Genomic DNA, 16,023 nt, shown 5'->3' on the forward strand with positions numbered 1-16,023 from the left:
ATCCAGTCCTACCAGGACTCCCCGTCCTTCTTCTTCCAGGCCCTGCAACCCGTCGCGACGCACGGCCACGCGCTCCCGCGCACGTCAGGCGTTCAGCGCGAGAATCTCCGTTGGTGAGATCACCTCAATGGATGTTCACTCAATTCGAATAATCTCGTCCGAATCGTACCAGTATTCCTCGCCCTCCTTTGGGCCGAACGCCTCGGTGGAGGCATAGAAGTACTTTGAAAAAAGGACTATGTGACCCCCGGCGGAGCAACCGTTCTGCCACTCGCGACCCCATCTTCCCCCGTCCCGTTCCAGGTTGCACGCCCTCCCTTGTCCCCAGTCTGCCGGGGAGACGCCTGCCTTGCTGTCTATACACGACCCGTACGGCCAGACTTCGCCGGTGCGGAGGAAGACTTGATCCTTCCTGGGGTGCTGATACTTTTGCGCCCCGATCTTCAGCTTCGGTGTGACTTGACCGCTTTTGCATTCTGCTTGCGGAGCGTGCTGAGACGGCTCGGCAGCGCTGACCTGTGCTGAGACAAGCAACCCCATCAACACTGTTCCTGCGGCGGCAGCAGTGGCGACACGCTTTCGTTTCATAGAATTCACTACTCCTCGTTGGCCGGGCATCTGCATGCTGACTGGCATTCAAACCGGTTCCGTCAGGCGCGTCCAGGCACGTCGATCAAACGGGTGACGGTGATGGTTGTCACCCCGGTGTACCGTCGATGGTGACGTTTGTTAAGCCGAACCTCGTGTGTATCGGACTTTTGCCGATGATGCATCGCCGAGCGGCCAACCGTGTACGGCGCCAGAATCGATGCGGGTCCCATGAGCTGCTGTTTCGCTTGCGCACGGTGGTCCTGTCATGCTAGGCAATCGTGCTGTTTCGACTGAGCGGGCGCACTTGACCGGCGTCGAGTCGACCACCCAGATCGTATCGGTCCACAGATCGGGGTCGCTGGCGAGCAGCCGGATCACCTTCTTGAGTAGCGGGATTGCTGTGCGCAGCCGCTTGTTGCAGTCGGATTGCTGTGGCAGATAAGCGAAAGCGCCGGGCAGATGTCGGGGCGAGAACCGCAGCCGGCGGGCCTCGGAGCGGATACCGGCAACGCTGGGGCCACGGCGAGGGTGAGCAGCTCGGCGTCGGTCAACCGTGGTGGGCGCCCGGCTCGGGACCATTCTTGATCATTACGGGACAACCTTCAGGGTACCCAGCCGGACCTGATGGTCGCGAGAAAATAGCGGAAAGAAAACAAGATCGCCAGCTGAGAGGTCGAAATTCGAGCTGTTGAGCAGCGTTCGGAACCGGCTGGGCGACTCGCGTTGACGATTCGTCGGGTGCTGGTGAAGATTGCGAAACTGGTCGAGGCTGGAATCTGTGGCAGGGGTTGTGATGCGGGTTGACGCGGGGATGCGGGGTGAATTTTTCTTGCGTTCGTTACCTGGGACGGCGTGTGCGGGTTGAGTCTTTCTCCGGTTCTGGCTCCGGTGTCTTCATGCGTTCGGGTCCCTCCTTCGGTTCGTGATGGGCCGTCCATCGCGCGTGGTGAAGCGAAGTCAATGGGAGGAACAGATGGAAGCAAGACGGGGTTTCGAGCTTCGTTCGGGCAAGGGAGTGCTGTACGTGGCCGCCCTGGGGTTGCTGGTGTTTGCCGTCGGTGGCGTCGTGCAGGCGGTGATACCGCAGGGAGCGACGCCGGCGGCAAGCGCGCGGCCATCAGCCGACTCGGGCACGTGCACGTTCAACATCGCGTCCACGCAGGCGCAGGACCCCCAGGAACCCGGCAAGCCGATCAAGTACAAGGTGACTGGCGATACCACCTCGTGCAAGTCGACGGTCAACGGGTTCACCGGTGGAAGTTTCAGCGGCACGGGAACGCTTTCCTCGACTGAATGCGCCAAGATCGTCGGCAAGTACACGGCCACTTTCAAGAGCTCGTTCGGGAACAGCGCGATCTCCGGCGACTACAACGTCGTGCGGACGGGCGACGGCGGAGTGCTCGTAGGTGCCGGCACCGGCAAGGTGACCAGCGGGCCGGGCACCGGCATCTTCGGCAGCGGAGACGCCACCTCCGTCACGGGCATAGGCACGGCGTGCATCACGGCCGGCCCCGTCGGATCGACCAGCAACGGCAACGGTTCGGCCACGGCGAGCGACGGTAGCTGATCACGACAACGCCGGGGTGGGGCACAGATGTGCCCCACCCCTCCTGTGGAGGTGGCATGTTCGGACGGCTCGGTCTCGCCATCACCAGGCTTCGCCACGCTGTGCTGGCCGTCGCGCTGGGACTCGCGGTGCTCGGCGCACCGGGCGCGCTGAGCCTGCCCGAACGGCTCGCCCACGGTGGGTACCTGGCTGCGGATTCCGAGTCGGCCCAGGCGATCCAAGCGATCCGGGACCGAGTGGGAACCGGCGCCGTCGACGTGGTCGTGATCTACCGCCATTCGCGGCTCCACACCATCGACGACCCTGCATTCCGCGCTGGTGTGGAACGTTCGCTCGCCACCGCGCCTGCCGGGGTGATCACCTCGGCGATGTCCTACTGGACCACACAGAACCCAGGCCTGATCAGCGAGGACTTCCACGCCGCGGCCGTGGTCGTAATGCTCGCCGGCGCCGATGAAGACGCGCGGGCGGCGAGCTACCAACAACTGAGGGACGGCCTGGTCGCCGACGGCTTCGAGCTGTCCTACACCGGTCCGGTCGCAGTGCTGGAAGAAGTGGCTGAGCGCACCACCGCCGATGTCCACCGAGCGGGCCTGATCACCTTGCCGCTCATCATGCTGGTGCTCGTCGTGGTGTTCCGCGGTGTGGTGGCCGCGTTGCTACCGGTCCTTCTCGGCGGCCTCACCACAGTGGTCACCTTGGCGGTGCTGCGCTTGGTCACCGAGGTGACGGCAATCAACTTCGCGGTGCTGAACGCGATCGTGGCGATCGCACTGGCGGTGGGGACGGACGCCGCGCTGTTCGTGGTCAGCCGTTTCCGGGAGGAACTCCTTCGCCGGCCGAGCCCAGCGGCTGCGATCATGCCGACCATGACGACGGCCGGGCGAACGGTGTTCTGCTCGGGCATCGCGATCAGCGCGATCGTGTCGGCCAACCTGTTCTTCCCGTTGGGGTTTGTGCGCAGCCTGGGGATCGGCGCGGCTATCGCCGCCGCGGTGGGTGCCGTGCTCGCGGTCACCGTGCTGCCCGCGATGCTCGTGGTGCTCGGGCCGCGGGTCAACGCACTCGCTTTCGGCCGCAAGCGTGATGCCTTGTCGCTGGCGGAAGGAGGCCCGCGGTGGGCTCGGCTGGCGCGGGCGGTGATGCGCGATCCGCTGCCTTGCGCGGCCGTGGCGATCGCGGTACTGCTGCTGTTGGCGGTGCCGTTCTTCCACACCCGGTTCGCGACCGCGGACGAGACCGTGCTGCCGGAGAAGGCATCCGCCAGGATCGCGGCGACGCAGCTGCGAAGCGAGTTCGGTGTCGCCTCGATGAGTGCGATCCAGCTGACGACGACGTTCGCGAACCCTCTGGACGGTCCGGCGGGTGAACGCGATCTGGACCAGTGGCGGGGCCGGCTGCTGACGGTGCCGGGGGTCGAGACGGGCATGGTCGTGGCCACTCGCGACCGGACGGCGGTGATCTACCTCGCCGCTCCCGCCGGAGGCGACACGCGTGAGGTGATCCGCCGGTTGCGGGCGCTGCCCGCGCCGCCGGGTGGGGAGAACCTGGTGGGCGGCGAAGCCGCCATGTCCGTGGACACCATCGACCGGGCTTTCCAGCGCTTGGGCTGGGCGCTGCTGTACATCGCCGTGATGTCGTTCTTGCTGCTGGCGGTGGCGCTGCGGTCCATCGTGCTGCCGGTGAAAGCGCTCGTGGTGAACGCGCTGTCGCTGGGTGCGGCCTTCGGTGCCGTCACGTGGGTCTTCCAGGACGGCCATCTCGCCTGGCTGGTGGGCGCGACACCAGTCCCGCACATCGACCTGTTCCTCCCGGTGGTCCTGCTGACCATCGTCATCGCGCTGGCGACGGACTACGAGTTGTTCCTACTGTGCCGGGTGCGGGAGGAGTACGACGAATCCGGCGACAACGAGACCGCGGTGGCCGAGGGTGTGCGCCGGTCCGGACCGATCATCACCGCCGCGGCACTCGTCGTGTGCACCGTCGGCGTGGGTTTCCTGAGCAGCGATGTGCTGCTGCTGAAGGAGCTCTGTGTCGGAATGATCGTGGCGATCGTCCTGGACGCCACCGTGGTCAGGCTGATTCTGGTCCCTGCGGTGATGCGCCTCCTCGGTCGCGCGAACTGGTGGCTGCCCTCGTTCGCCGGGCGAGGGGTACCTCGTCGTACACACCGTGAGCCAGGTCGAACGAGTGACGGGCGCGAACAATGTGATCGACAGCGCCGGGAAACAGTCGTCCCAACCGGACAGCGGCGCCGCTGAACGCGGCGGTGCCGACGTCACGGGGCGGTCGCTTCGCGGTCAGCACCCTGAGCAGGGTCCTGACGACGTCCTCCACGCGTTCAGCGGGAACCTTGCCTTCCAACGTCACTCCGGCGCGACGGCTGGCCTCGTGGATGGGGGTGCGGACGTAGCCGGGGCACACCGTGGTGACCTTCAGCCGGTGTCCGTACTCGATGCGCAGGCAGTCCGCGTAGGCGCACATGCCTCGTTTGGCGACTGTGTAGGCGGAGGCGAAGGGCACGCTCACAAAGGCCAGGAACGAGGAAACGAAGACGACGCGGGGGGCGGGACACTTCAGCAGCTCGGGCAGAGCAGCGGCGGTGACCCGCCAGGCGCCGAGCAGGTTGACCTCGATCGTGCGCCGGACGGTGTCGTCGACCGGGCCACCGGCGTCACACGGCAGGCCGACGCCGGCGTTGTTGATCAGGACGTCCACGCCGCCGAGCCGGTCGATCGCCGTGGCCACGCCAGTGCGGACGGACTTGTCGTCGCTGACGTCGCAGGCGATGATGTCGCCGTTCGCGACTCGGCCCAGTTCGGCGACGTGTGCGCCTGCTTCGCGCAGTGCCGCCGTGGTGGCGGCGCCGAAGGCTCCGGCCGCGCCTGTGATGATCACCCGGCTGCCGTGCAGCGCCCGCTTGGTCATCCCGCCACCTCCAGGTTCGCCGACAACCGCTTCAGCACCAGTGCGGTCAGATCGGAGATGGTGGCGACCCCGATCATGTCGGGCGCCGCGAGCCGCACGTCGAGCCGGCGGCTGATGGCCGTGGCCAGTTCCACGGCCATCAGGGAGTCCATGCCGAGCTGATCGAGGCGGCGCGCCGGGTCCAGCCGGTTGCGCTTGGTCTGCAACACTCCGGCGATCAGGTCGATCATGACGGTGGTCACCGCCCCGGCAGCCTCGTCCTGGCCCATCGCCGTCAGGGTTGTGCGCAGGTCTTCGTACTGCGCGTCCTCGGTGTCGGTGCCGACGTGCGCGAGGGTGTCGAAACGCGGAGCGTCGAAGCCGGGGATCAGCTTGCGTGGCCGGCTGCGATCGTGGCGCCACACCATGGCGACGTCGACGCCGTCGACGAGTACGTCCTCCAGGTTGGCGAAGGCGTCGGACGGCGGCAGCGGATGGATGCCGAGACCTTCTAGCACTCTGGCGACCTCGGTGTCGCGGGCCAGCTGACCGACTTCTCCGATGGCGCCCCAGATCATCGCGGTGCCCGGATGTCCTGCCGCGCGTCGTTGCCGCACCAGCGCCTCGAGGAACAGGTTGCCCGCGGTGTAGCTGGTCTGGTTCAGGTGCCCGGTGTGCGCGTGGCCCGAGGAGTACACGACGAAGAAGTCGAGCGGGTGGCCGAGGGTCAGCACGTCGAGCACGCGCCCGCCCGCCATCTTGGGTGCCAGGCCGGTGCGGAATCGCTGCTCGGTCAGTTCGGCCAGGGGAGCGTCGTCCAGGACCATCGCGGAGTGGATCACACCGCGCAGCGGCCTTGTGCCCGTGTCGATGGCGTCGAACACGGCGCGCATGGCCGTGAGGTCGGCGATGTCCGCGGCGTGCACGGCCACCGTCACACCGGAGTCCGTCAACTCCGCGAGCAACCTGGACGCTTCCGGGGACGCCGCGCCCCGTCTTCCGACGAGGGTCAGGTGGCGGGCGCCGCGCTGAGCCAACCAGCGGGCCGTCGCCGCACCGAACCCGCCGAGACCACCGGCGACCAGGTAGGTGGCGTCGGCGTCGAGCGTGAACGGCCGGACCCGTTGTTCGACCGGGACGGGCTCGTCGAAGGTGACGATCACCTTGCCGATGTGCCGCGAGTGCTGGAGCAGCCGGAACGCCTCGCCGACCCGTGTGGCCGGATATGTGCGGTGCGGCAACGGCCGGTAGTCGCCTGCCCACACCCGCCGGACGACGTCCGAGAAGACCAGGCGGGCCAGCCGGGGTGTGCTGGTCGCCATGACGTCCAGGTTGACGGCGAACAGACTGATGTCGTTGCACAGGGCGCGAAGGAGCAGTCGCCGGTTCTCGTAAAGGTCGCGTTTGCCGAGCTCCACGAAGCGGCCACCCGGGCGCAGCAGTTCGAGTCCTCGGGAGATCGCCTCTCCGCTCAACGAGTTGAGCACGACGTCCACCCCTCGGCCGTCGGTGATCGCGGCGACCTCGTCCGCCCACCTCAGGGAGCGCGAGTCGAGAACGTGCCGGACACCCAGCAGCCGCAACAAATCCCGCTTCTCCGGGGTGCCCGCGGTCGCGATGACCTCGGCGCCGGCCAGCCGGGCGTGCTGCACCGCGGCGAGTCCCACGCCGCCCGCGGCGCCGTGGACGAGCACCACATCTCCCGCACCCAGCCGAGCCAGGTGCCCCAGTCCGTAGTGGACGGTCACGAACGCGACCGGGAGGGACGCCGCGGCGGAGAAGGACATCCCGTCTGGCATCCGTCCGGTCGAGGCGGCCTTGGTGACGGCGTGGGAACCGAATGCGGACGGCGCCAACGCGAAGACCCGGTCTCCAGCAGCGAAGCCCGTCACGTTTGAGCCCATCGCGGTGACCACACCCGCGCATTCCAGCCCCAAGGGTCCGGCCACGGTGCCGGCCATGGCTTCTGCCGGAAGGAGACCGGTGGACCACATGACGTCGCGATAGTTCAACGCGGCAGCGCGGACGGCGATCACGACCTCGTCCGGCGCCGGCACCGGCACGTCGGCTTCAGTCCAGTCGAGCCGATAGGACGGCCCCTGGTCCCGCAGGCGCAGCGAGTACGCCGCAGGGTTGACGCAGGTGGTCCGCTCCAGGTCCACCATGCGCGGGACGAACCGCCCCGACCTGGTGAGCACGATCTCGTCATCGGTCGCCGGGTCCAGCAACTCCGTGGCCAGACGCAGGACGTCGGACACCGGGTCTTCGCCACGCTCCAGGGAGATGCGGCGCACCACCAGCCGGGGCTGTTCGTTCGCGAGCGTGCGGGTCATTCCCCACACCGCCGCGTCCACGGGCGACGCCGGGGACTCCGGGCCCGGTTGCGCCCCTGAAGGCCTGGTCACCACCCACATCGTGACCTTGACGTCCTCCGGCACACGTGCGCAGGCGGCGGCGACCGAACGCAGCATCATGGCTCGCCGGGTCGTGAGGTCTGTCTCGGTGAGCCCGGAGACCTCGTCGAAGAGCACCGCAATTCCGAACGAGCGAGTACCGGCTGGCAGGTCCCACTCGTCGGGGATCGCCTCCGCCACGTTCGCGCCCAGCACATCGGCGAGGCGGTGTCCCTGAGCGGAGTCGGAGCCTGGCTCGGCCAGCACGATCCAGTGATCACCTCCGCGGCGCGCGGGCACCGGGAGCCGGACGGGTTCGGCCCGTGCCGGGCGCCGGGCGAGCATGACCCCGAAGTCTTCCGTGCCCGCCTCGGCGTCGACGACGTCAGCATATCCGCGCGCGGTGAGCAGGTCCGTCCAGCCGGTGCGGTTCAGCAGCGGTGAGGACGGTCGGAGGGCGGTGTCGGTGAACGCCCAGAAGTCGTCCAGGAGCCCGAACAACGGGGCGATCATCCGCGTGTCGTAGGCCTCGACCGCCAGCAGCAGACCGTCGTCGCCCAGCAACCTGCCGATGTTGTCCAGCGTTGCACTGAGGTCACCGGCGGTGTGCAGTGCGAGCGAGGCGATGACGATGTCGAAGCCCGCCTCCGGCAGTCCCTGCGCCTCCGGATCCTGGTTGAGGTCGAATGGCTGGTGCTCGAGGAAGTCGTAGTCGGCGAACCTCGCCGCCGCACGCGGAAAACCGGCGGTGGACCGGTCGGTGAACAGGTACCGGGCCCGGTCACGCGGCAGCACCGGGAGCACGCAGGCGGTCAACCCTCCGGTGCCCGCTCCGACCTCGAGGATCCGCAACGGCCTGTCGTGCGACCATCGCTCGGCCGCGGTCCGGCACAGCTCGCGGGCGACCAGGTTGGACAGGCGGATCTCCGGCTGGGTGTCGTAAACGCCCTCGAGGGTGTCCGGCGCGTACTCGGGGAAGATCAGGTCCACTGGGTCGAGCTCACCGCACAGGATGGCGCTCATGTTCCGCGCGCACCGGCCCATAATGGTCAACGTCGGGACACGTTCCGGGAAATCCCGCACCATGTCGGTGAACCGTGCCAAGGCGTCGCCCTCACACGTCGGGCGCCACCGCCCGTCCTTCAGACGCAGCAGACCGAGTTCCTGTGCCGTCGCCGCGCCGTTCTCCAGCAGCCGGCGATACCGCGGTAGCACACCCACGTCGACGAGGTCGTCCACGGACACCGAGTCCCGGTGGGGGAGCAGGTTTCGCATCGTGTCGACGACCACACGTGCGGTGAAGTCGAGCCATCGCGGTTTCCACTCGTCGTACCGGATCACCGATCGCCAGGCCTCGGACACAGCGGCCACGGCGTTCCTGGACGCGGCGGCGATCTCCTGTGGCGTGGGCATCGGACACGCGGGGACGGGCTCGGCCAGGCGAGGCGCCGCCCGCATCACGCCGACGTGCCGCTCGACCCGCACGGAGGTCGCTGCGGGCATCCGCCGCAGCCGGCAGCCGCGCAGCTCCACGGTCGTCTCACCGGACTCCGTGCAGACGATGATGTCGACGGTGACATCTCTGCTCGTGACCGCCCCGCCGCGAACCCGGATCAGGCCGGACGCCGCGGGCTCACGCCACACTCGGACCCGGTCCACCGCGACCGGAAGGCATGCCTGACCGCCGGTCGCGGCGGCCACCAGGGGAGCGGCCGCCTGCAGGGCGCCGTCGAGCACCACGGGGTGCACGTCATGACCGGACTCGGCGGTGGAGAAGGCATAGCGGGCGACGACCTCGTTGTCACCGATCCACAGCTCCCGCAGCACCCGGAATGCCGGACCGTACGCCATGCCGCGTCCTGCCGCCGCGGCGTAGAAGGCGTCGCCGTCGAGCCGGCCGCCGGACAGGGACAGGTCCACTGGTGCGGGTGGTGGTGCGAGCATCCGCCGCACCCGGCCCCTGGCGTGCAACCGCCACGGTCCGGAGTCACCGGTGCGGGCGGCGATCCGGATCAGACCGTCCTCTTCGGACACGGAGGTGTGCAGCCGGACATCCATCGTCTGGTCGGTCCACGGAAGCACCAGCGGTGCCATGATGTTCAGCGCGTCGATCTCCACGGGCGCGTTCACGGCACGGCGACCGGCGGCCAGCGCAATCTCCGCGTAGCCCGCCGCCGGCATCACGACAGCACCGTCGACCACGTGGTCGCCCAACCAGGGCAGTGACACCGGTTCGACGGTGCCGCGCCAGCTCGGTTCCGGCACGTCGTCCCGCTCGCCCAACAGCGGGTGCTCGATCGGGCCGCCATACCAGCGTTCCAGGTCTCCGTGCCAATGCCTCTCGCGCTGCCACGGATAGGCCGGGAGATCCACCACCCGGCCCGCGCTCGGGAAGTAGCGGTTCCAGTCGATTCGCGCGCCGGCGGCGATCAGCGAGGCCACCGTTGTGTCGAGTGCCTCCTCACCGCCGGTGTCGCGGGTCAGGGTCGGCACCACCGCGATCGGCACGTCACCGGATCTCAGCCGGCGCAGGTAGCCGCCGAGCACGGGGTGTGGTCCGATCTCGACGAAGGTGTCCACGCCTACGGCCAGCAGGCGACGCACCGCGTCGGCGAACCGCACGGGCTCGCGAACGTTGCGCCACCAGTAGTCGGCGTCGAGTTCCGGTCCGGGTACCGGCGCACCGGTCACGGTCGAGACGAACGGGGCGTGGTTCATCCCGCCGCGCAGCCCGGCGAGTCGCGCCCGCAGTGGTGCCTCCACGACGTCCATCGCCGGACTGTGGAAGGGATAGTTCACGTCCAGCTCGCGGAAGAAGACCTTCCGCGCGGTCAACTCCTGGCCCAGCCGTTCCAGGGCGTCGGCGTCGCCGGAGACCGTCACGTCCCGGTCGGTGTTCACCGCTGCCAGCCCCAGCCGGCCGCCGTAGGACGCCAGCACCGCCTCCGCTTCCTCCGGGGGGAGCCCGACCGCCGCCATCCGGCCGGCGCCCGCGGTCGGTGCTTGGGCCGCGGCTCGCTCAGCGATCACCTGTACCGCCTGGTCGAGGCTCAACGCCCCGCAGGCGTAGGCCGCCGCAACTTCGCCGACACTGTGCCCGACGACGGCCTCCGGCTCGATTCCCCGCTCTCGCAGGCTTTCCACCACACCGACCTGCACGGCGAAAAGCGCGGGCTGGGCGACGAACGTATCTGCCAATCGTGAACGGTCAGCACCCGCCCGCAGTTCCTCCACCACCGACCACCCGAGCTGTGGCCGCAGCAGGTCGTCGACCTGCTTGACCACCGCGCGGAAGGCCGCGTCACCAGTGAGGAGGTCCGCGCCCATCCCGGCCCACTGCGACCCGTTCCCGCAGAACACGAACGCGATCCGGCCCGCACGCACCGCGTTCGCCGACACAGCGCCGGTCGCCGCCGCACCGTCGGCCACCAGCCGCAGCCGACGAGCGGCGTCACCCGGTGAGGCCGCCAGGACGGCCACCCGGCGGTCGTGCAAGCCACGGCGCCGGACCGCGGTCCAGCACAGGTCGTAGAACTCCTCGTGTGTGGCGGAATCCAGCCGCTCGGCGTAGCGGTCGACCGCCACGCGCAGCGCCGCCTCGGAACGAGCGGAAACCACCAGCGGCAGCCGGGTGGCGACGGACGCCTCAGACGGCAGTGCGGCCGGTGGCGCGGCGACGATCGCGTGGGCGTTGGCGCCACCGAACCCGAACGAGTTCACCCCGATCACGGCCCGGCCGGTCTCCGGGAAAGAAAACGCCCGCACCGCGGGGGCCAGCCGGAGACCGGCGAAGTCGATCTCCGGGCTGGGTGAGTCCGCGTACAGCGACGGGGGAATGGTCCGGTGCCGCAGCACCAGCATCGCCTTGAGCAACCCGACGATCCCGGACGCCGGTTCCAGATGGCCCAGGTTGGTCTTCACCGAGCCGATCGGGAGCGGACCTGCGGTACGCCGCAGCGCCAGCGCCTCCCCGATCGCGCGACACTCGATCGGATCGCCGACCGGCGTGCCGGTGCCGTGCGCCTCCAGGTACACCAGCTCGTCCGGATCCACCCCAGCGCGCCGGTAGACCTGACACAGCAACTCCCGCTGCGCCAACCGGCTCGGCAACGCCATGCCTGCGGTGCGACCGTCCGAGTTGGTCGCCGTGCCAAGCAGCACCGCGTGGATCCGGTCTCCGTCGGCCACCGCGTCGGACAGCCGTTTGAGGACGACGAGGCCGCCCCCCTCGGCCCGCACGTAGCCGTCGGCGTTGCCAGCGAACGTCTGACAGCGACCGCGTTTGGACAGCATGCGTGCCTGGGAGAACGCGACGAAGCTGAGCGGGTTCAGCAGGACGTTGACGCCAAAGGCCAGCGCCGTCCGGCTTTCCCCGGTGCGCAACGCCTGGCATGCCTGATGCAGCGCGACCAGCGCTGACGAGCACGCGGTGTCGACAGCCATGCTCGGCCCACGCAGATCGAACACATAGGACACCCGCAACGCCACGTTGCCCAGGGTAGTGCCGAGAAGGGTGTGCGAGTTGATCTCCTTTGGCGCGGACTGCTGCAACACGCCGTAGTCCAAACTGGACACACCGGCGTAGACACAGGTGTCCGTGCCCGCCAGCACACCGGGGTCGAGGCCCGCGTCGTCCAGCGCTTCCACGGTCAGTTCGAGAGCCAGCCGCTGCTGCGGGTCCATCCGGCCCGCCTCGCGCGGCGAGATGCCGAAGAACCCGGCGTCGAACTGCGCCACGTCGTCGAGGAAACCGGCGCTGACGCTGTAGGTCTTGCCCGGTCGGCCCGGTCTGTCCAGGAATCTGCCCGCCCTGAAGCGTTCCGGCGGTTCGTCGCTGATCAGGTCCCGTCCGTCGCGCAACGCCGACCAGAAATCCGCAGGTGACGCGACGCCACCGGGTAACCGGCAGGACGCTCCGATGATCGCGATGCTCTCGTCAGTGCTGATCCGGTCACCGGATGCCCCGCCCATTCGCTGCTCCGTTCCCATCGAACGTCCACAAGCGCCAAATCAAGACACAACCCGATGGGCTGATGCCGATCACACATGTTCAGTTGGCTTCCTGCTGTAGGTTCCAGATTCTGGGTGCATCCGCGGCACGGGGCAAACGGAGGGAAGCGACATGAGCGAGCAGTCCTCCGTCCCCAGGCCCGGCATCGTGGGGATGGCTTCCTGCGCGGGTAGCGGCACATCGATCGACCAGGCTCTGTGCGACGCCGGGCTGGAGCCGTCCGCGCGAGACCGTTGCGCGGTGGTCACCGTCGCCGGTTCGCCTGCGGATACGTCCTCGGCGCTGGTGGAGGCCGTGAACCTCCTGCGCCGCGGGGACACCGACGCCGCCGTCATCGCCGACGCGGACGTGGCGTTGGTCCTCGCGACCGAGGGCCGCCAGGTCTATGCGTTCCTGGACGCGCTCTGTTCGGACGACGTGTCCGATCCGGACACGACGGCCGCCTCTGTCAGGTCCACATTGGACGAGGGTGAAGTCGCGGCGGGAGAAGTCGAGTACGTGCTCGTCACACCGACCGACACGCCCGCCGTGGTGCTGTCGGGCCTGGCACGGGTGTGGGACGCGTGCGACATCGGTACTGCCCACACCGTTCTAGATGTTCTGCCGCCTGGAACCGGGATGCTCAGCGCCCTGCTCCGTGCGGCTGATGCACTGCACCACACCTATCTGCCCGCGGTCAGTCAGGTGGTGGTGCCGCAAGGGTCGAGCTTCTACCTGCCCAAGGGCAGCAGACCGTGGTTGCGCGCCGACCCGAGCAGGCCCCGCCGCGCCGTCGTGAGCGACGCCGCAGGCACCTTCGCGGTGCTCACCGGGGCAGCTGTGCGGGGTGAAGTCGTCCAAGTCGACTGGGACCGGGCGGGCGGAGCATTCCTGCTGCCCGTCACCGGAACGGGCCCGGCGGACCTGCTCGCCGCACTGGCGGAGGTGAGCGCCGAGTTGCGGCGTGGCACGCACCCGGCCGCCCTCGCCGACGAGAACCGCCTCCGTCAGGGACATCTGCGGGTCGTGTTGTCCGCGGGCAGTGGTGACGCCCTGGCCGCCGAGGCGGATTCGGCCAGACAGCGCCTGTCCGAGTGTCATCCGCGGGGACAGACCTGGTCGACTCCGGCCGGCAGCTTCTTCACACCACGCCCGATCGGCGCCGGCGGCAAAGTGGCGCTGATCTATCCGGGAGTCCTGACGGCATACCCGACCGTCGGCGCGGACCTGGTCCGCTGTTTTCCCGCCCTGATGCCGTGGTTGGAGTCAACCCTGGGCGTGGTGCCGGAAACCGCCCATCGCCACCATCGCCGCATCTACGAACGGGGCAACAGACCGACCTGCCAGGAAAAGTCGGCGCGATTGCTCGCGGACCTGCTCGCGGACGCGCCCGCCGCGGTCTCCATCGCCGCGGCCTTCGCCTGCGTGCAAACCGAAGCGGTCGCGGGGCTGCTGGGCGTGCCGGTGCACGGCACCGTCGGGTGCAGCCTCGGGGAGATCAACGCGTTGTTCGCCACGGGACGCTGGTCTCTGGCGGACGACGGCCGGCTGCAGGATGAGGTGACCAGGCTCTACCTCGAACGCCTCGGCGGCCCCATGCACGCTGTCCGGGAACGGTGGTCCGTGCCACCGAGTGTGCCCGACACGGATCTGTGGCTGAGCATCGTCGTTTTCGCCGAGACCAGCGTCGTCCGCGAACTCGTCGGCCAGTACGACAGGGTCTTCCTCACCCAGATCAACACACCGGCGGAGGCCGTGATCGCGGGAGATCCCCAGCAGTGCCGGCAGCTCGTGGCGAAACTGGACCGGCCGGCGATGCCGTCGGCCACGCGATACGTCATGCACTGCCCACTCGTGGACCCGGCCGACCTGGCACCCCTGCTGACCCGCCCGCAGGCGGCACCGGCCAGAGCCCCGCAGCTGTTCAGCATGGTCAGCTACGACACGCTCACCACCATCGATCCCGCACGGCTCGCCGCGGCTCTCGCCACGCGGACCGTGGACTTCCCCCGTCTGATCCGCGCCGCTTACGCCCAGGGATACCGATACTTCCTCGAAGTGGGGCCAGGAGGTACGTGCACCCGCTGGATCGGTGAAATCCTAGCCAACAGCCCTCATCTCGCCGAGACCTTGGATCGCGTCGACACCGTCACGACCCGGACACTTGGGGGTGTGCTCGCGCAGCTGATCAGTCACGGCGTGGTGGCGCAGCCACCAGCACCGCTGATGTGGTGGCGGGAACCCGTCGCTTCCGCAGTCTGACGCCGTCGCACTGGACACGGGCGTTGCTGCTGCACCTATCCATACCTGCACTCTGCCCGCGCCGATGCCCTAGTGCGGTCGATGCGAGCCTGCCTGGGCCCTTACAGCCGTGCCGTCCCCGCCGCCCGACGCCTGCTCGCCCTGAGCAGGGCGACAGACTCCGCTGCGACTGGTTCGGACACACGCTCCGGAGGAAGGCGTTGACCGCGGCTTTCGGTGGTCAGGTACGCGGTCGTCTGTGCCGGGCGGCACCCGCGGCGTACGACGAGGCGCGTCTGATCGCGTTGGAGTGGTTGTTCGACAACGAAATGCGCCTCGGGCATGACATGGAGATCGTTCCGAGGCTGCGCGAGAGCGTGGCGAGATATCCGTCGCACGAGCACTTCTGGCGGCAGCTGATGATCGCGCTGTGCCGGTCCGGCAGACAGGCCGACGCCTTGCGGGTCTATCGCGAGTTGCGTCAGTGGTCGACGCAGGAACTGGGCCTGGAACCGTCACCTGTCGCACAAGAATGCGAGCGTGCCATCCTCACCCAGGACGTAAGTCTCTTTTTCCGGTTTCAAGCCGGGTGCACGCCGGCCTGACTTGGCTCAGGCCGGTAGGTGCCGTCGCGCCTGGTGGACGGCGTCGAGCGCGTCGTGGAAGCCGGCTGGTAGCGGGCCGACGAGCTGGTGGCGGGGCTGCCGAAACGCGCCTGGCAGCGCCTTTGGCCGGGCAGGGCGCGGATGGGCACCGGTTCTACGACTGGGCCCGGATCACCATCACCGACACTGGCCACACCATACCCGTGGGGATCCGGTCGCTGCTGGTACGCCGACACCGCCGCACCGGCGAGCCGGTCTTCTACCGCTGCTATTCACCCCACTGGGTAGCCCTGCCGGTCCTGGCGCGCGTAGCCGGGCGCTGGTCGACGATCGAGGAGTCGTTTCAGACCTCGAAGGGCCAGACCGGCTGGATGAACACCAGCGTCGGGTCCGGATCTCCTGGTACCGCTGGACGCGACCCTGGTGCTGCTCGCGCATCTGTTCCTGGCCATCACGACCGTCACGGCTCGCGCCAGTCCACCCCGGCCAGACTGATTCCGTTGACACTCGACGAGATCCGTCATCTCTACACGTGCCCACGCTCGCCCGACCGCGAACATCGGGCACGTCCTGCGGTGGCCGTACTGGCGCAGGCGACACCAATACCGAACCCAGCAAGTCCACCACCCGCGGCAATTGGGCCACGAACCGTCAAGATCACGATCTACGGCTGGAGTACCAGCTCGTGCGAAACGGTGGTCCCTTCAACCTGGCAGGCGTAGCCGGGGT

Annotated in this window: 5 protein-coding genes and 3 pseudogenes; 5 read left to right on the top strand and 3 right to left on the bottom strand. The window is 68.6% G+C overall.

All coding sequences use genetic code 11. The annotated features are described in order from the left end of the window. Positions 1-849 precede the first annotated feature (849 nt). Positions 850-1,163, bottom strand: a pseudogene (locus tag ABFX45_RS46685) (IS982 family transposase); the annotation flags it as partial. A 401-nt stretch (positions 1,164-1,564) separates the two neighbouring features. Here ABFX45_RS46685 and ABFX45_RS41840 point away from each other — a divergent pair. Further along, entirely contained in the window at positions 1,565-2,158 is a 594-nt protein-coding gene (locus tag ABFX45_RS41840) for a hypothetical protein (protein WP_346136505.1), read from the top strand. A gap of 56 nt (positions 2,159-2,214) precedes the next feature. Continuing rightward, positions 2,215-4,419, top strand: a complete 2,205-nt coding sequence (locus tag ABFX45_RS41845; RefSeq protein WP_346136506.1) for an MMPL family transporter — start codon at positions 2,215-2,217, stop codon at positions 4,417-4,419. Positions 4,420-4,549: 130 nt separating this feature from the next. Here the strand turns inward: ABFX45_RS41845 and ABFX45_RS41850 are convergent. Further along, positions 4,550-5,086: pseudogene (locus ABFX45_RS41850) on the bottom strand (SDR family NAD(P)-dependent oxidoreductase); the annotation flags it as partial. Continuing rightward, the gene (locus tag ABFX45_RS41855) at positions 5,083-12,429 is read right to left on the bottom strand and encodes an SDR family NAD(P)-dependent oxidoreductase (protein WP_346136508.1); all 7,347 of its coding nucleotides are present in this window, start codon (positions 12,427-12,429) and stop codon (positions 5,083-5,085) included. The gene ABFX45_RS41855 and the pseudogene ABFX45_RS41850, both read right to left, overlap by 4 nt. A 151-nt stretch (positions 12,430-12,580) precedes the next feature. Between ABFX45_RS41855 and ABFX45_RS41860 the strand changes: the two genes are divergently transcribed. From ABFX45_RS41860 to ABFX45_RS46690, 3 genes and pseudogenes are all read left to right on the top strand, one after another. Then, a complete protein-coding gene (locus ABFX45_RS41860; protein ID WP_346136510.1) occupies positions 12,581-14,710 on the top strand; it encodes a hypothetical protein in 2,130 nt (709 codons plus the stop codon). 200 nt (positions 14,711-14,910) lie between these two features. Next, positions 14,911-15,294, top strand: coding sequence for an AfsR/SARP family transcriptional regulator (locus tag ABFX45_RS41865; protein ID WP_346136511.1), 384 nt, complete (start codon positions 14,911-14,913; stop codon positions 15,292-15,294). A gap of 72 nt (positions 15,295-15,366) precedes the next feature. Continuing rightward, positions 15,367-15,945: pseudogene (locus ABFX45_RS46690) on the top strand (transposase family protein); the annotation flags it as partial. Positions 15,946-16,023: the final 78 nt, after the last annotated feature.

Source organism: Lentzea roselyniae (assembly GCF_039537795.1).
Classification (GTDB): domain Bacteria; phylum Actinomycetota; class Actinomycetes; order Mycobacteriales; family Pseudonocardiaceae; genus Lentzea; species Lentzea atacamensis.